The organism is Saccharopolyspora sp. NPDC000995 (genome assembly GCF_053599315.1).
Genome location: NZ_JBSFLZ010000004.1, coordinates 96,205 through 116,869, shown reverse-complemented (window position 1 = coordinate 116,869; position 20,665 = coordinate 96,205). Strand labels below are relative to the sequence as shown.

Here is a 20,665-nt window from a genome sequence, read left to right as displayed (position 1 = left end):
GCCGGAAGTATATTGCTCATTAGCGGAGTTCTGATGTAATTTTTCTTGACAAGTGATGCGTGACACCGCACCACACGGCGCCGGGAGGCCGAACATGACCGCTCAGCACGAGACCGTTCGCGAAGCGGTACCGACCGACGTTCCAAGCCCGCGCGAGGCGGCTACCGACGCCGTCGCGGCGCTGAAAGCCCACGTCACCGGTGATCTGCTGGACATCGTCGTGGACCTCGACGCCGGCGACGGATGCCGGCTCCACGACGCCCGGGACGGCACCGAGTACCTGGACATGACGATGTTCTTCAGCTCGGCGCCGCTCGGGCACGGCCACCCCGGCCTTCGCACCGCCGAGTTCGAGGCGACGCTGGTGCGCGCCGGGCGAGTCAAGCCGTCCAACCCGGATTTTGCGACCACCGAGCAGGCCCGCTTCGTCGAGACCTTCCGCCGCGTGGTCGGCGTGCCCGAGCTGCCGCTGCTGTTCTTCATCGACGGCGGCACCCTCGCGGTGGAGAACGCGTTGAAGGTCGCGTTCGACTGGAAGACCAAGGTCAACGCGCGCAACGGGATCGCCGTGCGCGGCAGCCGCGTGCTGCACCTGGAGCGGGCCTTCCACGGCCGCAGCGGCTACACGCTCTCGCTGACCAATACCGATCCAGTGAAGATCCGCGACTACCCGATGTTCGACTGGCCGCGCATCCCCAGCCCCGCGATCGAACCGGGCGAGCGGTGGGACAGCGCCGAACTGCTGCCGGAGGAGACCATCGCGCTCGACGCCGCCCGCGCGGCGATGCGCCGTTACGGCGTGGAGATCGCCTGCTTCGCCTACGAGCCGATCCAGGGCGAGGGCGGCGACCGGCACCTACGGCCACAGTTCCTGCAGGCTGTGCAGGAGCTCTGCTGGGAAAACGACGTGCTCACCGTCGCCGACGAGGTGCAGACCGGCGCGCTGACCGGCCGGGCCTGGGCGCACCAGGCGCTTGGGCTGGAGCCGGACCTGGTGGCGTTCGGCAAGCGGCTGCAGGTGTGCGGGGTGATGGGCGGTCGCCGCGTGCTGGAGGTCGCCGACAATGCCTTCCGCGAGGCCAGCCGGATCAGCTCCACCTGGGGCGGTTCGCTGGTCGACATGGTGCGCGCGACAAGGATCTTGGAGGTCGTAGAGCGCGAGGGCCTGTTCGAGCACAGCCGGCAGATGGGCGAACTGCTGCTGGGTGAGCTCCGCGACCTGGCGGCGGAATTCCCATCGGTGGTCCGCGCCCCGCGCGGCCGCGGCCTGATGTGCGCGATCACCTTCCACGATCCGGCCAAGCGCGACCAGGCGCTGGCCGTCGCCCGCGACAGCTACCGCACGCTGTTCCTGCCCTCGGGACCGGACTCGCTACGCTGCCGCCCGCCGCTTTCGGCCCGACCGGAGGAGATCGTCGACGCGGTGGCGGCGCTCCGCAAGACCCTGGCCGACCTGGCCTGAGGGCGGGGGCTCGCGGCTGTCAGGCGTCATGGCGATGACCGGTCGCTCGCGCCGATTCGCGCAGCCGGCATCACCTCCGGGTCGGGCGGCGGATCACCGCCAGCCGGGACGCGGGCATTGTCTTGAGCACGAACCCGCCCACCATCAAGGCTTGCGCCGCCGCGGGTCTCAGGCGTCGTCTGAGCTTCCGCTACCCGCACCGCTACGCAACGAACGCGGGCCTGGAAACCACCTTCAACGCCAGGAGGGGAGCCAGAGTTCTGCTTGCCAGTGCTCCTGGGTGATCGGCTCCCCGTTGAGGATCGGCCACAGCCACACGAAATTCGCCACCACGAGCCCCAGGTACAGCGCCACCGCAAGCAGCCCCGTGCGGCGCCGCTCGAAGTGGTCCCGCGCCGTGCCGAGGACCTCTCCCAGCACCAGCACGATCCCCAGTACCAGGAAAGGCGCCAGCGGTGTCGCGTAGAAGTAGTACATCTGCCGGTCGAGGTTGGTGAACCACGGCAGGTAGCCCGCGCCGTAGCCGACCAGGACCGCCGCGTAGCGCCAGTCCATCCTGCTGGTCGCCCGCCACACGGCCCAGCCCGCGACGGGCAGCGCCAGCCACCACATCGCCGGGGTGCCGATCAGCATCGTCGCCTCGACGCAGCTCACCCGGCCGCAGCCGGTCACCCCGGACTCGTAGTAGTAGAGCATCGGGCGCATGCCCATCGGCCACGCCCACGGCTTCGACTCCCACGGGTGCGGGTTCTTCGGCGTAACCAGGTGGGTGTGGAAGTCCAGTACGTTGAGCTGGTAGTACAGCAGCGAGCGCAGCGGGTCGGGCAGGAACCCGAAGCCCACGTCATCGGAGACCAGAGTCGCGTGCCGATCCGTCGCCGTCTCGCTGGCGAACCAGCCCGCCCACGCCGCGAAGTAGACCAGCAGCGGGATTGCCACCAGCGACCACAACGCCGGCGCGGTGTCGCGCACCAGCGTGGCCCGCCACGGGCGCCGGACCCCCGCAGCGCGTCGCGCCAGCGCATCCCAGATCACGCTGAGCAGGCCGAACGCCATGATGTAGTAGATGCCGTTCCACTTCACGCCGCAGGCCAGCCCGAGCATCAGCCCCGCGCCGAACCGCCACCAGCGAAACCCCAGCCGCGGACCCCACTTGCTCGCGTTCAACCGGCCGTCGATGCAGACCTGCCACATCCGGCTGCGCACCTCGTCGCGATCGACCAGCAGGCAGCCGAACGCGGCGAGCAGGAACATCGCCTGGAAGATGTCGAGCATCCCGACCCGGGACTGCACGTGGCTTAGCCCGTCGCAGATCAGCAGCACGCCAGCGATCGCGCCCAGCAGCGTGGACCGGGTCATCCGGCGGGCGATCCGGACGATGAGCAGCACCATCAGCGTGCCGGACAGCGCGGCCATGATCCGCCAGCCCCACGGGTTGTAGCCCAACAGCCACTCGCCGACCGCGATCAGCTGCTTGCCCACTGGCGGGTGCGCGACCAGTTCGTACCCGGGGTTGTCCTCGTAGCCGCCGTTGCGCAGCATCTGCCACGCCTGCGGCACGTAGTGCTTCTCGTCGAAGACCGGGGTGCCCTCGTTGGTGGCGCGCCCGAGATCCCAAAGCCGCACGAGACCTGCGATGAGCGTGATCGTGATCGTGACCAACCAGCCGCGCAGCCGGTCGGTGGGCATCGTCACGTCTAGCAGCGGACGCGGATCGCTCTCGCCGGGTTGCCGGGCCGGAGGCCTGCGACCGACGTTGACGAGTTCGTCGGCGCTGCGGCCACCAGGATTGGGGACGAGGACGCTCACAGCCCCCGATCGTAGGAGACCAGCCGCGAAGCGGGTGGCCCGCCGCCCCGGGTGGCCCACACCTCGACGGCTCGCGGAAATACGCTGTGCGGTTATGGACACCGGCACGCTCCTGCTCGCCGCCACTCCGCTCGGCGACGCCCGCGACGCCTCGGCGCGCCTCGTCGACGCGCTCGGCTCGGCAGACGTCATCGCCGCCGAGGACACCAGGCGGGTGCGCGCACTCGCCAGCGCGCTGGGCGTCACCCCCGGCGGCAAGGTGATCAGCTACTACGAGGCGGTCGAATCGTCGCGGACGCCGATGCTGCTGGATGCGCTGCGCGAGGGCCGCAGCGTCCTGCTGGTCACCGACGCCGGGATGCCCAGCGTGTCCGACCCCGGATACCGGCTCGTGTCCGCCTGCGTCGCCGAACAACTCCCGGTGACCTGCCTGCCCGGGCCGTCCGCGGTGACCACCGCGCTCGCGGTGTCCGGGCTGCCCTCGGACCGGTTCTGCTTCGAAGGCTTCCCACCCCGCAAGCAGGGGGAGCGGCGCCGCTGGTTCGGCCGCCTGGTCGCCGAGGAACGCACCTGCGTGCTCTTCGAAGCACCGCACCGGCTCGCCGACACCCTGGCCGACGCCGTCGCGGTGCTCGGCGGCGAACGGCGGGCGGCGGTGTGCCGCGAGCTGACCAAGACCTACGAGGAGATCCGCCGCGGCAGCCTCGCGGAGCTCGCCGTCTGGGCAGCCGAAGGCGTGCGCGGCGAGATCACCGTGGTGCTCGGCGGAGCCGAGCCGGCGCCAGCCGCCGATCCGGCGGAGCTCGTGGCGCAGGTGGAGGAGCGCGCCGCCGAAGGCGTGCGGTTGAAGGACGCGGTAGCGGAGGTCGCGGAGCTCGCGGGCGTGCGGAAGAAGGAGTTGTACGACGCAGTGCTCGCCGCCCGGAGGTAGAGGTCCGCGCGGGTTTCGGGGCAAGATCGCGAGATGCGTAGCGCAGTGCTGGGCCTGCATTGGCAGGTCAACGTGATCGAGCCCGAGGGCTTCTTCGGCGGGATGCTCGCGGAGCCGGTGGCCCGCAGCGGCGTGGTCGGGCGGGCCGCGCGATTCCACCAAGCGGCCCGCGAAGCGGGGGCCGAGCTGGTGTTGACCCGGTTCACGGTGCCCCCGGGAGAAGGCGGGTTGGTGCGCAACACGGCGTTCATGCGCGCCGTCGGCGATGCGCAGCACGCGTTCCGGCCGGATGCGCCGGGATCAGCGCTGATCGGGGAGATGTCCGATTCGGACGGGCGGGTGGTGGACAACCAGCGGCTGTCCGGACTGGCCGGCAACGACATGGTGCCGTGGCTGCGCGACCGGGGCATCGACATCCTGCTGATCACGGGCGTGGCCACGAACCTGACGGTCGAGCAGACCGCCCGGCACGGCACCGACCTTGGTTTCACCGTGCACGTGGTGCGCGACTGCGTGGCGGCGGCCGACGATGCGGTGCACGCCGCGTCCCTGGCGAACCTCGACTTGGCGACGGCGGGCTGCCTCACCGCGGAACAGGCCCTGGCCCTGCTCAGGTGACGCGTTTTCGCAACTCCGGACATCGAGTCTCTCGGGCCGCCACACATAGCAGTCCAGAAGACTCACGGCCGGAGTGACCAGCGTGGATCTATTCGAGCAGTGACAGCACCGGGGCGGCCTTGATGATTACTTCCTGCCACTCCCGGTCCGGGTCGGAGTCCGCGGTGATCCCGCCGCCGACACCCAGGTGCAGCACGCCGTCTGCGTACTCCAAGGTGCGGATGGCCACGTTTAGCTCCATGCCCGCGACGGGCGAGACCATGCCGACCGCGCCGCAGTACGCGTCGCGCGGCTGCGACTCCAGCTCCGCGATGAGCTCCAGCGCCCGTACCTTCGGCGCACCGGTCACCGAGGCGGGCGGGAACGCCGCCGACAACAGCGCCGAGTTCGGCAGGTCGGCGGGAACCTCCGCCCGCACGTCCGACACCAGGTGCCACACGCCGGGGTGCGGCTGCACGTCCAGCAGCCGGGGCACCGTCACCCGGCCGACCTCGGCGACCCGCCCGAGATCGTTGCGCGCCATGTCCACGATCATCACGTTCTCCGCGATGTCCTTTGTGGACGACCGCAGCAGCTCGGCATTGCCGTCCTCGTGCGGGCCCCGGCGCGGCAACGTGCCCTTGATCGGACTGGAGCGCACCACCCGACCGTGCCGGGCCAAGAACAACTCCGGCGACAACGACGCGATCGCGCCCCACGATCCGGCGACGTAAGCGGCCCGCGCGGGCTGCAAACGCGCACTACCGGCGGCGAAAACCTCCAGCGGATCGCCCCGGAACGGCACCTCGAACCGGCTGCAGATGTTGGCCTGGAAGATCTCGCCTGCGGCGATCTCCGCCACGCAGCCGCGCACGGCTTTTCCGTGCTGGTCGGCGTCCGGTCTGCCGACCGGCCCCGCCTCCCAGGTCGCCGTCGGCGGATCGCCTGCGGCGACCACCTCGGCGAGTTCCGTGACCAGGTCCGGTTCTGCGGCGCGGAGCGCCTCGAACCACCACTGCCCGTCGGAGTCGAGGCGGAGCACGTGATCGGCCCAGCCCCACGCGGCCAGCGGCAGGCGTCGGGGGCGGGTGTGCTGCCCGGGGTCGGTGAGGCCGTAGCCGAGGTAGCCGATCCACCCGCCGCCGACCGCCCGCGGCCCCGCCTGGCCAGGGCTGCTCGGCGTACCCGGGCTGCTCGCGTCGCCGGAGGGGCCTGGCAGGTCCGGGGTGGTGAAGGCCAGCTCCGGTGGGGTCGCGGCGATCTGCACGGATGGGGCGAGGACGGCGGTGCCGCCGAACCAGTCGCCGGTGAGCGCTGCCGGTGGCGGGAGCCCGCGGCGACGCGCGCGAGCCGCGAGGCGGCGCAGCACCTGGGCCGCGCTCGCGTCGCCGTCAATCGGTCGGGTGAAGACCGGCACGCCGACAGTATGACCACGCCCAACGCCTGCTCCGGACCGGCATCCGCGTTGCCGGGGACGAGCCCCATCACGCGAGCCCCCGCCCTGGCAAGCTGTTCGTCTTGATCAGAGCCGTCCGCCCAAAGCTGGCTGCCGTGCTGTCCGTGACGAGCACCACGTTGCTCGGACGTCAGCGCCGGACTGGTGGAGGTGCCCGACTGGCCGTGAAGTCCTGGCCGTGCCCCACAAGTGGTGAAACGCGCTCCGGACTGAGATCTGCCTGCGACGTACGCCACCGCTGGCGAGCACGGCTGCGATGCCAATGCGGACCCCATCGCCACACCCGCCCGTTTTCGCTGGTCAGAGCCCCTTGAGCGCGGTGCGGTGCCATCGCCGGCAAACGGCCACCTACCTGCGGGAACACCACTCCTGCGCGAGCTCGTGCGCCACTGGTCCCGCCGGGCGCCGTTTCCCTAAGGTGGTGGCATGGTGCGCGTGCTCTCTGCGACCAGGCTCACGAGGATCACCGGCGAGGACTCCTGCAACCGCACGGCCAGCCGGTTCGGCATCCACGCGACCGACCTCGGGATCATGTGGGACGACGGCCGGGGCGGCGTGCTGGCGGCGTTCGGCGACACCTACGGCGAGGGTTGGGGCGGGCACGGCGCAGGCCCCGGGCACGCCGACTGGCGGTACAACGTGATCGCCCGGTCCACCAACACCGATCTCGACGTCGGCCTGAAGTTCGACTCGGTCCTGCAGCGCGAGGACGGCATGGCCGGGCAGGTGCTGCCCGGCGACCGCAGTGGGGTGCCCGAACACACCGTGATCCCCACCTCCGGTATCGCGGTCGGTGGCCGGAATTACTTGCATTACATGTCGGTCCGGCACTGGGGGACGCCGGGCGTGTGGCACACCAACTACGGCGCGCTCGCTTACTCCGACGACGGCGGCAGCACCTGGACGAAGTCCGAGACGGCGGTGTGGCCGAACCGGCGGCAGTCCTGGCTGAGCCGGTTCCGGCGGCGCGACCAGCGCGGGCACCCATTCCAGATGATCGGTTTCGCGGGCATGCTGGACCGCCGCGTGTACCTGCTCGGCACCCCGAGCGGGCGGTTCGGCGCGGGGCACCTCGCCCGCGTCGGCGTCGATGACCTGCTCGAACCGGCGGCCTACCAGTACTGGACCGGGGCGGGCTGGGGCGCCGACCCGTTCGCCGCCGAACCGGTGCTGCCGGGCCCGGTCGCCGAGCTCTCGGTGCAGTACAACCGGCACTTCGGCCGGTGGTTCGCCGTGCACCTCGACGAGCACCGGGCGGCGATCGTGCTGCGCACCGCGCCGGATCTCACCGGGCCGTGGACCGACGGTGAGGTGGTCGTGTCCGGCGCCGACTACCCGGCGCTCTACGGGGGCTTCCAGCATCCGTGGGCCGCGGACCGGCCGGCGATCTACTTCACCCTGACCCAATGGGGCCCGTACAACGTCGACTTCTTCCGCGCCGATCTGGCGTGATCGAGGGCCCCTGGCGAGTTCCGTGCACACCCGCCACTCGCACCGCAGCGGGTTCTCAGCGGTCGCCTTGCGAGGACAGCACCGATGCCGTGGCCGTGCACAACCCGGCAGATCCCGCAGCCGAGATGGTCTCTGGGGTTCCGCTACCGGCACCACCGCGCGAACATTTCCACTTACCAGAACCCGTTCGAGATCAGGTCCTCCGGAACCGTAGGCTAAGCGCTATGAGTGCCTCTGTGTTGACCGCTGTGGCCTGGCCCTATGCGAACGGCCCGCGGCACATCGGCCACGTTTCCGGTTTCGGTGTGCCCTCGGACGTCTTCTCGCGCTACCAGCGAATGGCGGGCAACCGGGTGCTCATGGTGTCCGGTACCGACGAGCATGGCACCCCGATCTCGGTCCAGGCTGAGAAGGAGGGCCTCACCACCCGCCAGCTCGCCGACAAGTACAACCGGGTGATCGCCGAGGACCTGCAGGGCCTCGGCCTGTCCTACGACCTGTTCACGCGCACCACCACCGGCAACCACTACCAGGTCGTCCAGCAGATCTTCCTGGCGCTGCACCGCAACGGCTACATCGTGCCGAAGACCACCACCGGCGCGATCAGCCCGTCCACCGGCCGCACGCTGCCCGACCGCTACATCGAGGGCACCTGCCCGATCTGCGGTTACGACGGCGCGCGCGGCGACCAGTGCGACAACTGCGGCAACCAGCTCGACCCGTCCGACTTGATCAACCCGGTGTCCCGGATCAACGGCGAAAAGCCGGAGTTCGTCGAGACCGAGCACCTGTTCCTGGACCTGCCGGCGTTTACCGAGTCGCTGGGCAAGTGGCTGTCCACCCGCACCGGCTGGCGGCCCAACGTCCTGAAGTTCGCCCAGAACCTGGTCGAGGACATGCGGCCACGGGCGATCAGCCGGGACCTTGACTGGGGCGTGCCGATCCCGCTAGACGGCTGGCGCGACCAGCCGATGAAGCGTTTCTACGTCTGGTTCGACGCGGTGATCGGCTACTTCTCGGCCAGCGTCGAGTGGGCCCGCCGCATCGGGCAGCCCGACGCCTGGCAGCAGTGGTGGACCAACCCGGCCGCCGAGGGCTACTACTTCATGGGCAAGGACAACATCACCTTCCACGCCCAGATCTGGCCCACCCTGCTGATGGGCCACAACGGCCAGGGCGACCGCGGTGGCGAGGTCGGCCCGTACGGCGAGCTGAACCTGCCGGACGAGATCGTCTCCAGCGAGTTCCTCACCATGAGCGGGTCGAAGTTCTCCACCTCCCGCGGCACCGTGATCTACGTGCGGGACTTCCTCCGCGACTTCGGCCCGGACACCCTGCGGTACTTCATCTCGGTCGCCGGGCCGGAGAACCAGGACACCGACTTCACCTGGGACGAGTTCGTCCGGCGCACCAACTTCGAGCTGGCCAACGAGTGGGGCAACCTGGTCAACCGGTCCATCTCGATGGCCGCGAAGAACAACGGTGCGGTGCCCGCGCCGACCACGCCACAGGCCGCCGACGAGGAGCTGAAGGCGTTGTCCCGCAACGCTTTCGACACCGTCGGCGGGCAACTGCAGCGGTCCCGGTTCAAGGCCGCCGCACAGGAGGCCATGCGGGTCGTGTCGGCGGCGAACAAGTACCTGTCCGACCAGGAGCCGTGGAAGCTCAAGGAGGACCCGGACCGCCGGGACGCCGTGCTGCACACGGCGCTGCAGGTGGTTTCCGACGCGAACACGCTGCTAACCCCCTTCCTGCCGCACTCGGCGCAGAAGGTGCACGAGCTGCTCGGCGGCACTGGGGTCTGGTCGGCGCAGCCGGAGATCCATGAGGTCACCGACCTCGACGACGCGAGCGTCGAGTACCCGGTGCTGATGGGCGACTACGCCAACGAGCAGGCGTCGTGGCGGTCCACCGAGATCGAGGTCGGGCGGCCGCTGCAGAAGCCGACGCCGCTGTTCGCCAAGCTGGACCCGAAGCTCGGCGAGACCGGCCCCGAGTGGGCCCCGATCGAAACCTGACCACCTGAGGTGAGGGGCACCGGCACCCGTTGAGACCCGCGGGTGCCCCTCACCCACGTAGAACCCCAGTTTCAGTTGAAACTGCCTTTCCACCCGAGGTCTGGCCGCGGTTTCAATTGAGACCGCGGTCGACCCACCCGAGTGCGGCCTGCGTTGGAGGGTGCCATGAGCAAGCGGGAGCTGCCGCCGGTGCCGGAGGCGTTGCCCGCGCCCGCGGTCGACGCGCACACCCACCTGGACGCGTGCGGCGCGAAGACGCCCGAGGAGGTGCGCGCCATCGTGGATCGCGCGCAGGCCGCTGGGGTCGGCCGGGTGGTGACCGTTGCCGACGACATCGCCTCCGCGCAGTGGGCCGTCGAGGCGTCCACTTGGGACGACCGGGTGTTCGCCGCGGTGGCGCTGCACCCCACCCGGACCAAGGACTTCGACGACGCCGACCGCGAGGTCCTGGAGCAGCTCGTCGAGCACCCGCGGGTCGTCGCGGTCGGTGAGACCGGGCTCGACTACTACTGGGACTACTCACCGCCGGGGCCGCAGCAGGAGGCCTTCCGCTGGCACATCGACCTCGCCAAGCGCGTCGGCAAGCCGCTGATGATCCACGACCGCGAGGCGCATCAGGACATCCTGCAGATCCTGGCCGCGGAGGGGGCTCCGGAAACGGTGGTCTTCCACTGCTTCTCCGGGGACGCGGAGTTCGCCCGGGACTGCGCGGACGCCGGCTACGTGCTGTCCTTCGCCGGGACGGCGACCTTCCGCAACGCCAAGGCGCTCCGGGAGGCCGCGCAGCTGGTTCCGCTGGAGCAGTTCGTGGTGGAGACCGACGCGCCGTTCCTGACCCCCCACCCCTTCCGCGGGCGCCCGAACGAGCCGTACTGCGTCAATTACACCCTCCGGGATCTCGCCGAACTCCGTGGCATGACGCTCGAAGAACTGGTCGTAGCGACAACGGCCACTGCCGAGCGAGTCTTCCGACTCGATCAGGCGTAATCCCACCCTGCAGCTTCTCACCCGCTGTCTTTTGATACCGGGCGTTGAGCCACGCCCGCTTGCGGTCAGCGACGCCGTCCCTACCGTCCACTTTGGAAGCCGGGATGGGGACAACCCCGAAACTTCGTCCCCGCTGGACGGAGGTCCTCCTGCCCGGAGGCACGGCAGTCAGGATTGCGATGAAGTTCGGTTTGTTCGCGAAGGCGACGGTAGTGGCGAGCATCGTGGTCTGCGGTGGCGCGCCGATGGTGGTGGCGTCTCCAAGTGCGCCGCCAGCCGCACGAGCGGCCGTTTGGGACCGGCTGGCGAAGTGCGAGTCGGGCGGGAACTGGTCCGCCAACACCGGCAACGGCTACTTCGGCGGCCTGCAGTTCAACCGCCGAACGTGGGCGGCCCACGGCGGCGAGAAGTACAACCGGTACCCGCACCGGGCCTCGCGGGAGCAGCAGATCGTCATCGCGGAAGCGCTGCGCAGCACCCGGGGCGGATTCGGCGCCTGGCCCGCGTGCGCGCGGAAGCTGGGCTTGCCGAGGTGAGGTGATCAACTCGATTCGTGGGCCCGGATCCCACGGGCGAGGGGAGGGTGGGACCGGCCCGAGCGCGTTGCGTGCTCGGGCCGGACTCATGTTCCGGCCCGAGCCGATCATGGAAACCGCTGGTGTCAGCGACGTGTGATATGTCACCAAGGCGGGCAGCGCTCCGTTAATGCACCGTCGGCGGTACCCCCGAATGGGTCAAAGCGGGGCGATCTCGCTTACTGATCGTGCTTGGTTGCGCGGCAAAGCGCTGTAACGCAGGTCACATGATCGATCGGACTTCTTGGCTACCGCCATTGATCACGCTAGAGTCTCGGCCTCGTAACCGATGACAACCAGTCATGGGGAACGCCCGTTAGTCTCGCCGGTGTACGTCGGGGAAGCGGGCCACGGGCAAAGGCGCTCGCGGTCGGCTAGGACGGCGCTTGGCTACGGGAGTCGGATACAGACGCGAAGCACGAAGGTTGTGTGCCCGCAAGGACCGAGGGAGTCAAGCGACGACATGGGTCTCGCCCGACACCGCCCCCGTTCCGAAACGCGCGAGCGCGACTTCCGCCTTCGGGAGGTAACGACCCTGTGAACGGACGCGGCGAGCCCAGCTATCCCGGCCATGCCCATCGGTCGGACGACGGCTACTGGGCCGAATCCTTCGAACCTGCGACGGACTGGTTCACCCCGGTTCAGGCCGACCAGCACACCGCTGTCGGACTCCTGGACCGTCCGGAGCCGCAGCACTACCCGGCCGAGGACCACCCGAGCTTCCCGCCGGGAGCGCTCGAGATCACCTCGGCGGACATCTACGAGGTGCTCGGGCCGGACGCCGAGGACATGCTCGCGACCGCCGAGATCGACATCGACGAGGTCATCCGGCTGATCAGCGCCGAGACCATCGTCCTGCCGCCGCTGGTCATCCCGGAGGCGCTGCCGGAGGGCGAGGAGAGCGACGCCCCGCCACAGGAGGTCGTCGAGGCGATCACCACCTGGAAGCGGCGCTTCCTCAAGGGCGCGGTGGCCGGCGTGCTGCTCACCCTCACCGGCACCGGCGGCGCGGCCGCCGCCATGGACAAGTCCGTGACCGTCGAGATCGACGGGCATGACCGCACGATCAGCACCTACGAGGGCACCGTCGGTGAAGTCCTGGAGGACGAGGGCATCACCGTCGGCCAGCACGACGCGCTGAGCCCCTCCCCGCAGGCCAAGGTCAGCCACGGCGACACCATCACCCTCGACCGCGGACGGCTGCTGAAGCTGACCGTCGATGGCGAGCAGCGTGAGGAATGGGTCCGCTCGGTTACGGTGGACCAGGCGCTGCGCCAGTTCGGCGTCCAGGCCGACGGCGCGTGGGTCTCCGCCGACCGCACCATGGCCGTGCCCGAGCAGGGCATGGACCTGGTCGTCAAGACCAGCAAGAACATCACCATCATCGACGGGGCGAACGAGCCGCGGCAGCTGACCACCACCGCCGTCGACATCGACGAGCTGGTCCGGGAGCAGAAGCTCGAACTCGGCCCCGAGGACGCGATCACCCCCGGCGGCGACCAGCGACTCGCCAGCGGCGCCGAGGTGCGCATCGACCGCACCGGCAGCACGGTGATCAACGTGACCTTGCCGGTCCAGCCTCCGGTGCAGGAGATCGTCGACAACACGATGTTCAAGGGCGAGGAGCGGGTCGAGTTCCCCGGCGTGCCCGGCGAAAAGATCGTGTTCACCCGGGTAACCACCCGCAACGGCGAGGAGACCGGCCGGGAATCCGTCGGCGAGAAGATCACCAAGGAAGCCCAGCCCAAGGTCGTGCGGATCGGCGGCAAGCAGCCCCCGACCTCCGGGGTCTGGGACAAGCTGGCGCAGTGCGAGGCCACCGGGAACTGGGCGGCCAACACCGGCAACGGCTACTACGGCGGCCTGCAGTTCAACAAGTCGACCTGGGATGCCTACGGCGGCGACCAGTACGCGCCGTACCCGCACCAGGCCAGCCGCGAGCAGCAGATCGCGGTGGCGGAGAAGATCCGCGCGGCGCGGGGCGGCGGCTACGGCGCCTGGCCGGGTTGCTCCTCGAAGCTCGGCCTGTGAGCTGACCTTCCGGGTATCAGGCCATATCGTCAGGTGAGGGGTACCCGCGGACCAGTTCGGACGCCACGGGTGCCCCTCGCTCGTCACCTGGTCGGGGTGGTGAGTTCGGGCGCGGGTAGTTTTTCGGTGTGGACGACCAGCAGGCGACGCTGCTCGGCCCGGCCGATGTGCGACGGCTGGCCGAGGAACTCGACATCCGACCGACTAAGAAGCTCGGCCAGAACTTCGTGCACGACCCGAACACCGTGCGCCGGATCGTGGCCGCCGCGTCGGTCTCCGCCGCCGACGTCGTGCTGGAGGTCGGCCCCGGCCTTGGCTCGCTGACCCTCGCCCTGCTGCCCGCTGCGGGCGCCGTAACGGCGGTCGAGATCGATCCGGTGCTCGCGGCGCGGCTACCGCGCACCGCCGCCGAGTTCGCCCCGGCGCTGGCCGATCGGCTCACCGTGATCGAGGCCGACGCCTTGCGGGTCCGCGCCGAGGACTTCCCGGCGCCGCCGACCGCGCTCGTCGCGAACCTCCCGTACAACGTCGCCGTGCCGGTGGTGCTGCACCTGCTGGCCGAGTTGCCGAGCCTGGCGCATGGTCTTGTCATGGTGCAGTCCGAGGTCGCCGACCGGATGGCCGCCAAGCCGGGCGGCCGCGTCTACGGCGTGCCGAGCGCCAAGGCTGCGTGGTTCGCCGACGTGCGCCGCGCGGGCCCGGTGCCGCGCAAGGTGTTCTGGCCGGTGCCCAATGTGGACTCCGGCTTGGTGTCGTTCCAGCGCATCGAGCCGCCGTCGACCGCGCCGCGCCAGGACGTCTTCCGCGTGGTGAACGCGGCGTTCGCCCAGCGACGCAAGACGTTGCGCGCCGCGCTGTCCGGCTGGGCCGGATCCGCGGCTCGGGCGGAGGAGGTTCTCCGGGCCGCTGGGGTGGATCCGGCGGTTCGCGGTGAGCAGTTGGAGATCGGCGATTTCGCGCGCATCGCAGAGGCTGCGGCTACCGAAAGTGGTCGCTGAACCACCCGTCAGGCCCCTTGCCCATCCGAGACCGATCCGCTACCCGGAGTCACCGACAACACCTGGCGTGCCGGGAAAATTCCCCTTCGTCCGGGTGTGTGATTTGGCAAACGATTTCGGAAAGTGACGACTATCAACTTGCGCTGGAATCCGCCAGTGGGGTCTACTATTCGGGAAATCCATCCCGAGCGGCCGAGAGACCTGGCTCCGCGAAGCCGCAGCAACCACCCGGTGGGCAGGTGCTAACGCCAGGACCGATGGAGTTGTTGTGGAGTCCAACGCACTGCCAGCCGGCCCGCCTGCGGGTCAAACCCGAGCCCAGCTGGCCCGATCCCGGCGAAACCACATCCGGAGGCTGCTGACGCAGCGTCGCGTCATCGACCATGGGCGTCGCACCACCACCGCCTGTCGTCGCGAGATGTGACCCAGCTCTTCCTCTCTTTCCGAAGTTCCTTGGCCTGTCGCCCTTTCGCGTGCGCGGCCGTCGCGAGCTGATGTGGAGCCGATCGTGATCACAGTCGAGAACCTGACCAAGTCCTTCCAGTACAACAACGGAACCGTCCGCGCCCTCGACGGCGTGACGATGGAGGTTTCGGCCGGCGCGGTGTGCGGTGTGGTCGGTCCGAGCGGGGCCGGCAAGTCCACCCTGGCCCGGTGCATCGCGCTGCTGGAGAAGCCGGACAGCGGTGCCATCCGCGTCGACGGCACCGACCTGGTTTCCCTCGGCGGCAAGTCCCTTCGCGCCGCGCGCCGACAGATCGGCGTTGTGCCGCAAGGAGATTCGCTGCTGCGCCAGCGCACTGCCGCGGGCAACGTCGCGTTGCCGCTGGAAGCGGCCGGTATCAGCGGCCCGCAGCGGCGCACCCGCGTCGGCGAGCTGCTGGACCTCGTGGGCCTGACCGACAAGGCCTCGGTCTACCCCGACCAGCTCTCCGGCGGGCAGCGCCAGCGCATCGCGGTGGCGCGTGCGCTGGCCGCCAAGCCTTCGGTGCTGCTGGCCGACGAGCCGACCTCGGCGCTCGACCCGGGCACCACCGACTCGGTGCTCACCGTGCTGGACCGCGCCCGCGCTGAACTGGGTGTCACCGTGCTCGTGGTCACCCACGACATGGCCGTGGTGCGCAAGATCGCCGACGATGTCGCGGTGCTGGAGAACGGCCGGGTGGTCGAGCACGGCAAGGTCCTCGACCTGGTCGCCGAGCCCGGCAGCCGGGTGGGCACCACGCTGCTGCCGGACACCGACCAGGCCGAGTCGTTCAAGCCAGCCGGCGGTCGGCACGACGTCGTCGCCGAGGTCGTGCTGGTCGGCTTCGCCGCGGTCGGCGCGCTGCTGCCGGAGGCCGCCAGCAGGTTCGGGGTCGACCTCGCGATCCTGGGCGGGGGGCTGACCCGGCTGGGGGACACGCCGGTAGCGAAGTTCAAGGTCGGCCTGAGCGGCGAGCGCGCCGAGTCGGCCCTGAAGTGGATGGTCGATCGGGACGCGCATGTGCGACGTGCCCCGGTTTGCGTTGACGGAGCTGCTGCGTGAGTGATGTGACCCCCTGGTCGGAGGTCCTTGGACTACTTGGTGAAGCGACGGTCGACACGCTCTACATGGTGTTGGTGTCAACCCTGCTGGCAGTGCTGGGAGGGCTGCCGCTCGGCGTGCTTCTGCATCTGACCTCGCCGGTCGGCCTGAGCCCGAAACCCGTGCTGTACCGGGTGCTCGGCGTGGTCGTCGACGTGGTGCGGTCCGTGCCGTTCGTCGTGCTGCTGGTAGTCCTGGCGTCGTTCACCCGGCTGCTGATCGGCACGTCGATCGGCAGCTCCGCGGTGATCGTCCCGCTGACCATCGGCGCCGTCCCGTTCTTCGCGCGGTTGACGCAGAACGCGTTGCGCGAGGTCAGCTTCACCGTGGTCGAGGCCGCGATCACGACTGGATCGAGCCGGCTGCGGATCGTGTGGACGGTGCTGCTCGGCGAGGCGCGGGCCGCGCTGGTCGGCGCGGTCGGCGTCACCGCGGTGGCGCTGATCGGCTACGCCGCGATGGCCGGTGCGATCGGCGGCGGCGGGCTGGGCACGACCGCGATCCAGGACGGCTACCAGGGCTACGACGACCGGATCCTGTGGGCATCCGTCGTCGTGCTCGGCGTGCTGGCCTTCGCGATGCAGCTGATCACCGACCGCACCGCGAAGCTGGTCGACCGGCGGCGAACCGCTACCAGCTGACACCCCCGGAGCCACCCCTTGCCTGGGGACCTTCCCACTCTGTCCAGAAAGGACAAACCCTGATGCGTTTGCGTTTTGCTGCCCTGGTGGCCGTGGCCGGCCTGGCGCTGGCCGCGTGCGGGAGCGGCGGCAGCTCGGCCGCCGAGGACCCGAACGCCCCGCTGCGGATCGCGGTCAGCCCGACCCCGCACGGCGAGATCCTGCAGTACGTCAAGGACAACTTGGCGCAGCAGGCCGGGATCGGCATCGAGATCACGAAGTTCGACGACTACAACCGGCCGAACGAAGCCGTCGCGCACGGTGAGCTGGACGCGAACTACTTCCAGCACCAGCCCTACCTGGATGAGTACACCAAGCAGCGCGGTGGCGACTTCGTCTGGATCCAGGCGGTGCACCTGGAGCCGCTGGCGGTGTACTCCAAGCAGTTCAAGTCGCTGCAGGAGATCCCGAACGGCGCGACGGTCACGCTCTCCAACGACCCGGCGAACCAGTTCCGCGGGCTGAAGCTGCTGGAGCAGGGTGGCCTGCTGGGGCTCAAGCCGGAGGCAGCGGTGGGCACCCGGCTGGAGTCGGCGATCGCCGAGAACCCCAAGAAAATCCAGCTCAAGGACCTGTCGCCGGACCAGCTGCCGCGCTCGGTCGATGACGCCGCCGCCGCAGTTGTCAACGGCAACTACGCGATCAAGGCGAACCTGCAGAACCCGATCGCAGTGGAGAGCCCGGCGAACAACCCGTACGCCAACGGCCTGGTGACCACCCCGGCCCTGGCCAAGGACCCGCGGATCCTGAAGCTCGCCGAGCTGCTGCGTTCCCAGCAGGTCAAGGACTTCATCAACCAGAAGTACGGCGGCGTCGCCGTCATCCCGGCGTCCTGACCGGAGTTCCCTCGGAGGTGAGGGGCACCCTTGAGTGGTTTAGCCGATGGTTTAGCCGCCCAAGGGTGCCCCTACCTCGTTTGTGTGCTGTCTTGGAGCCCGGTTTCGGGGTTTTTCTTTGAATCGGCGCTTAGCCCAACCTCGCAACTTGCACCGCCGAGGGTTCTCAGACCTCGCCTGGCGAGGACAGCCCCAGCGCTGCGTCATGGTGATACGCAAGTCGGGGATCGGCGGAGTCCACGTGGCGACCGTAATTCCCGCAGGGGACCGCGACCCGCACCGCCGAGAAAGGTCAGCCGGAAAGGATCTCAAGGTGCAGGGAAGCAAGCGGTGGGCTTTCGCGGACACGTACGCTCTAAGAGTGCTCTCCGTGGTTCCTACCCCCATCACCGTTCGCGTCCCGGCCAAGGTGAACCTGCACCTGTCGGTCGGTGACCCGCGCCCGGACGGCTACCACGAGCTGGTCACCGTCTTCCAGGCGCTGTCGATGACCGACGAGGTCACCGTGCTCGTCGCCGAGGAACCGGGCATCGACGTGCACGGCGAGGGCGCGGATTCGGTGCCCACCGGGCCCAGCAACCTCGCGTGGAAGGCCGTGCAGCTGCTCGCCGAGCACAGCGGGCGGGATCCGGAGGAACCCGGGGTGCGGCTGTCGATCAGCAAGGGCATCCCGGTCGCTGGCGGGATGGCCGGGGGCAGCGCCGACGCGGCGGCGACGCTGCTGGCACTGAACAACCTGTGGCGGCTGGAACTGGGCCGCGACGAGCTTAGCGAGATCGCCGCGAAGCTGGGCAGCGACGTCCCGTTCTCGCTGCAGGGCGGCACGGCGCTGGGCACCGGCCGCGGCGAGCGGCTCGTACCGGTTTTGGCCCGGCACACCTTCCACTGGGTGATCGCGCTGGATCGCCGGGGCTTGGGCACGCCCGGCGTCTACACCGAGCTCGACCGGCTGCGGGCGGAGGCGAAGCCGAACCGGGTCGGGGAGGTCGAGCCGCTGCTGGAGGCGCTGTCGTCCGGCGATCCGCGACAGCTCGCCCTGCTGCTGGGCAACGACCTGCAGGCCGCGGCCGTCTCGCTGCGGCCCGGGCTGCGGCGCACGCTGCGCGCGGGCGTGCAGGCGGGAGCGCTCGCGGGGATCGTGTCCGGCTCGGGCCCGACCTGCGCCTTCCTCTGCACCGACGCGGACGCGGCGGTCCACGTGGCGGCCGAGCTCTCCGGTGCGGGGGTGTGCCGCACGGTCCGCGTCGCGCACGGCCCGGTCCCGGGCGCGCGGATCGTTTCCGAGGAACCAGCGCACCGCCCGACCCCGCCCCAGGTCCACGCCTGAAGTCCGTTTCAATTGAAACTGGACGACTAGGACTCCCTTGGCGCAGTTTCAATTGAAACTGCGCCGGGATGCCAGCCCGTGATCACGCAACGCAGTTGATGGAGTAGACGAGCACCCGATGGTGAACCTGGTCAATCTGGAGTCGGTCAGCAAGAGCTACGGCGTGCGCCCGCTGCTGGACGGAGTTTCGCTGGGCGTCTCGGCGGGCGAGCGCATCGGGGTCGTCGGCCTCAACGGCGGCGGCAAGACGACGCTGCTGGAGGTCCTCTCCGGCATCGCCGAACCCGACAGCGGCCGGGCCAGCCAGTCCCGCGACCTGCGGATGGCGGTAGTCACGCAGCGCACCGAGCTGCCCGCGGACTCGACCGTGCGCAACGCGGTGCTCGACCCGCACGGCTTCAGCGCCGAGCACGAATGGGCCGCCGACCCGCACGTGCGATCGGTGCTGACCGGCCTCGGAATGACCCGCCTCGGCCTGGACACCCCGGTCACCGACTTCTCCGGCGGCGAGCGCCGCCGCGTCGCGCTGGCCGCCGCGCTGGTGCGCGACCTTGACTTGCTGGTGCTCGACGAGCCGACCAACCACCTGGACGTCGAAGGCGTGCACTGGCTGGCCGACCACCTGCTGGAGCGCAAGTGCGCGCTGGTGATCGTCACCCACGACCGCTGGTTTCTGGACACCGTCTGCAACCGCACCTGGGAGGTCGTCCAGGGCCGCGTCGAGCAGTACGAGGGTGGATACGCCGACTGGATCTTCGCCCGCGCCGAACGCGCCCGCATCGCCCAGCAGGCCGAGGAAAAGCGACAGAACCTCGCCCGCAAGGAACTCGCTTGGCTGCAGCGCGGCGCGAAGGCCCGCACCTCGAAGCCCCGATACCGGATGGAGGCCGCCGAGGCGCTGATTGCCGACGTGCCGGACCCCCGCGACACCGTCGAGCTGGTCGCGTTCGCCAAGCGGCGCCTCGGCAAGACGGTGCTGGAGCTGGAGGATGTCGACCTCCGCATCGCGGACCGCGCGCTGCTGGACGCCGTCACCTGGCGCATCGGCCCCGGCGACCGGATCGGCCTGGTCGGCGTCAACGGCTCCGGCAAAACCACGCTGCTCAAGCTGCTCGCCGGGGAACGCGAACCCGACGCGGGCAAGCGCGTCGAGGGCAAGACGGTGCGGCTGGCGCACCTGACCCAGGAACTACACGATCTGCCCGGGCAATGGCGGGTGCTGGAAGCGATCGAGGACGTCGCCGAGCGGGTCACCCTCGGCAAGTACGAGCTGTCAGCGTCGCAGCTCGGCGAGCGCTTCGGGTTCGGCAAGGGGCGGCAGTGGACGCCCGTCGAGGACCTCTCCGGCGGCGAGCGCCGGCGCCTGCAGCTGGCGAGGCTGCTGATGGCCGAGCCGAACGTGCTGATCCTCGACGAGCCCACCAACGACCTCGACATCGACACGCTCCAGCAGCTCGAAGACCTGCTGGACAGCTGGCCGGGCACGCTGGTGGTCGTCTCCCACGACCGCTACCTGGTGGAGCGGGTGTGCGACAGCGTGCGCGCGCTGTTCGGCGACGGTCGGCTGACCCACCTGCCGGGTGGTATCGACGAGTACCTGGAGCGTCGGCAGTCGCTGCTGGACGCCGCCGAAGGCAGCGTCGGCAAGCAGGCAACCGACGCGGCGAAGCCGCGTGGACGCTCCGGAGCGGAGGACCACGCGGCGCGCAAGGAGCTCGCGCGCTGCGAGCGCCAGCTCGACAAGCTCTCGGAGCGCGAGGCGGGCCTGCACGAGAAGCTCGCGGAGGCCGCGACGGAGCCGGAGCGGCTGGCTGAGCTGAACGCGGAGCTGCGGGCGCTGCAGCAGGAGAAGGACGACATCGAGACCCGCTGGATGGAACTCGCCGACCAGCTCGGGTGACCAGGAGGCGTCAGACCGGCACCCACCGGAGTGGCGAAC

At 69.9% G+C, this 20,665-nt stretch carries 15 protein-coding genes, 1 pseudogene and 1 riboswitch; of the genes and pseudogenes, 14 read left to right on the top strand and 2 right to left on the bottom strand.

Annotation, left to right across the window (positions count from 1 at the left end):
• Positions 1–94 precede the first annotated feature (94 nt).
• On the top strand, positions 95–1,462 hold the full coding sequence (lat, locus tag ACWDKQ_RS03200) for an L-lysine 6-transaminase (RefSeq protein ID WP_450137118.1): 1,368 nt from the start codon (positions 95–97) through the stop codon (positions 1,460–1,462).
• Between the two features lie 234 nt (positions 1,463–1,696).
• Here lat and ACWDKQ_RS03195 read toward each other — a convergent pair whose 3' ends face one another.
• Positions 1,697–3,271: a dolichyl-phosphate-mannose--protein mannosyltransferase gene (locus tag ACWDKQ_RS03195; RefSeq protein ID WP_450137117.1), complete on the bottom strand. Its 1,575-nt coding sequence runs from the start codon at positions 3,269–3,271 to the stop codon at positions 1,697–1,699.
• A gap of 94 nt (positions 3,272–3,365) precedes the next feature.
• Between ACWDKQ_RS03195 and rsmI the strand changes: the two genes are divergently transcribed.
• On the top strand, positions 3,366–4,202 hold the full coding sequence (rsmI, locus tag ACWDKQ_RS03190) for a 16S rRNA (cytidine(1402)-2'-O)-methyltransferase (protein ID WP_450137116.1): 837 nt from the start codon (positions 3,366–3,368) through the stop codon (positions 4,200–4,202).
• Between the two features lie 33 nt (positions 4,203–4,235).
• Complete coding sequence (locus ACWDKQ_RS03185) at positions 4,236–4,820, top strand: cysteine hydrolase (protein ID WP_450137115.1); 585 nt, start codon at positions 4,236–4,238, stop codon at positions 4,818–4,820.
• 88 nt (positions 4,821–4,908) lie between these two features.
• Here ACWDKQ_RS03185 and ACWDKQ_RS03180 read toward each other — a convergent pair whose 3' ends face one another.
• The gene (locus ACWDKQ_RS03180; RefSeq protein WP_450137114.1) at positions 4,909–6,216 is read right to left on the bottom strand and encodes an aminodeoxychorismate synthase component I; all 1,308 of its coding nucleotides are present in this window, start codon (positions 6,214–6,216) and stop codon (positions 4,909–4,911) included.
• A 465-nt stretch (positions 6,217–6,681) separates the two neighbouring features.
• Here ACWDKQ_RS03180 and ACWDKQ_RS03175 point away from each other — a divergent pair, with 465 nt between their 5' ends.
• The 11 genes and pseudogenes from ACWDKQ_RS03175 (at position 6,682) to ACWDKQ_RS03125 (ending at position 20,626) form a co-directional block, all read left to right on the top strand.
• On the top strand, positions 6,682–7,707 hold the full coding sequence (locus tag ACWDKQ_RS03175; RefSeq protein WP_450137113.1) for a DUF4185 domain-containing protein: 1,026 nt from the start codon (positions 6,682–6,684) through the stop codon (positions 7,705–7,707).
• A gap of 224 nt (positions 7,708–7,931) precedes the next feature.
• On the top strand, positions 7,932–9,725 hold the full coding sequence (gene metG / locus ACWDKQ_RS03170; protein ID WP_450137112.1) for a methionine--tRNA ligase: 1,794 nt from the start codon (positions 7,932–7,934) through the stop codon (positions 9,723–9,725).
• Positions 9,726–9,890: 165 nt separating this feature from the next.
• Complete coding sequence (locus tag ACWDKQ_RS03165) at positions 9,891–10,712, top strand: TatD family hydrolase (RefSeq protein ID WP_450137111.1); 822 nt, start codon at positions 9,891–9,893, stop codon at positions 10,710–10,712.
• A gap of 284 nt (positions 10,713–10,996) precedes the next feature.
• A pseudogene (locus tag ACWDKQ_RS03160) lies at positions 10,997–11,248 on the top strand (transglycosylase family protein); the annotation flags it as partial.
• Between the two features lie 576 nt (positions 11,249–11,824).
• Positions 11,825–13,318 carry a transglycosylase family protein gene (locus ACWDKQ_RS03155; RefSeq protein WP_450137110.1) on the top strand — a complete coding sequence of 498 codons (1,494 nt, stop codon included), beginning with the start codon at positions 11,825–11,827 and terminating at the stop codon, positions 13,316–13,318.
• Between the two features lie 128 nt (positions 13,319–13,446).
• Entirely contained in the window at positions 13,447–14,316 is an 870-nt protein-coding gene (gene rsmA / locus ACWDKQ_RS03150; RefSeq protein WP_450137109.1) for a 16S rRNA (adenine(1518)-N(6)/adenine(1519)-N(6))-dimethyltransferase RsmA, read from the top strand.
• Positions 14,317–14,492: 176 nt separating this feature from the next.
• Positions 14,493–14,580, top strand: a riboswitch (SAM riboswitch).
• Between the two features lie 244 nt (positions 14,581–14,824).
• On the top strand, positions 14,825–15,844 hold the full coding sequence (locus ACWDKQ_RS03145) for a methionine ABC transporter ATP-binding protein (protein ID WP_450137108.1): 1,020 nt from the start codon (positions 14,825–14,827) through the stop codon (positions 15,842–15,844).
• Positions 15,841–16,524, top strand: a complete 684-nt coding sequence (locus ACWDKQ_RS03140; RefSeq protein WP_450137107.1) for an ABC transporter permease subunit — start codon at positions 15,841–15,843, stop codon at positions 16,522–16,524. The genes ACWDKQ_RS03145 and ACWDKQ_RS03140 overlap by 4 nt, the downstream gene beginning before the upstream one ends.
• 62 nt (positions 16,525–16,586) lie before the next feature.
• The gene (locus ACWDKQ_RS03135; protein ID WP_450137106.1) at positions 16,587–17,399 is read left to right on the top strand and encodes a MetQ/NlpA family ABC transporter substrate-binding protein; all 813 of its coding nucleotides are present in this window, start codon (positions 16,587–16,589) and stop codon (positions 17,397–17,399) included.
• Positions 17,400–17,769: 370 nt separating this feature from the next.
• Entirely contained in the window at positions 17,770–18,726 is a 957-nt protein-coding gene (locus ACWDKQ_RS03130; protein ID WP_450137136.1) for a 4-(cytidine 5'-diphospho)-2-C-methyl-D-erythritol kinase, read from the top strand.
• 118 nt (positions 18,727–18,844) lie between these two features.
• A complete protein-coding gene (locus tag ACWDKQ_RS03125) occupies positions 18,845–20,626 on the top strand; it encodes an ABC-F family ATP-binding cassette domain-containing protein (protein ID WP_450137105.1) in 1,782 nt (593 codons plus the stop codon).
• The last annotated feature ends 39 nt before the right edge of the window (positions 20,627–20,665 follow it).

Bases quoted from the DNA above. Each gene is read 5' to 3' on its own strand.
- lat (WP_450137118.1), top strand. From the start codon at position 95: ATGACCGCTCAGCACGAGACCGTTCGCGAAGCGGTACCGACCGACGTT.
- rsmI (WP_450137116.1), top strand. From the start codon at position 3,366: ATGGACACCGGCACGCTCCTGCTCGCCGCCACTCCGCTCGGCGACGCC.
- ACWDKQ_RS03185 (WP_450137115.1), top strand. From the start codon at position 4,236: ATGCGTAGCGCAGTGCTGGGCCTGCATTGGCAGGTCAACGTGATCGAG.
- ACWDKQ_RS03175 (WP_450137113.1), top strand. From the start codon at position 6,682: ATGGTGCGCGTGCTCTCTGCGACCAGGCTCACGAGGATCACCGGCGAG.
- metG (WP_450137112.1), top strand. From the start codon at position 7,932: ATGAGTGCCTCTGTGTTGACCGCTGTGGCCTGGCCCTATGCGAACGGC.
- ACWDKQ_RS03165 (WP_450137111.1), top strand. From the start codon at position 9,891: ATGAGCAAGCGGGAGCTGCCGCCGGTGCCGGAGGCGTTGCCCGCGCCC.
- ACWDKQ_RS03135 (WP_450137106.1), top strand. From the start codon at position 16,587: ATGCGTTTGCGTTTTGCTGCCCTGGTGGCCGTGGCCGGCCTGGCGCTG.
- ACWDKQ_RS03125 (WP_450137105.1), top strand. From the start codon at position 18,845: ATGGTGAACCTGGTCAATCTGGAGTCGGTCAGCAAGAGCTACGGCGTG.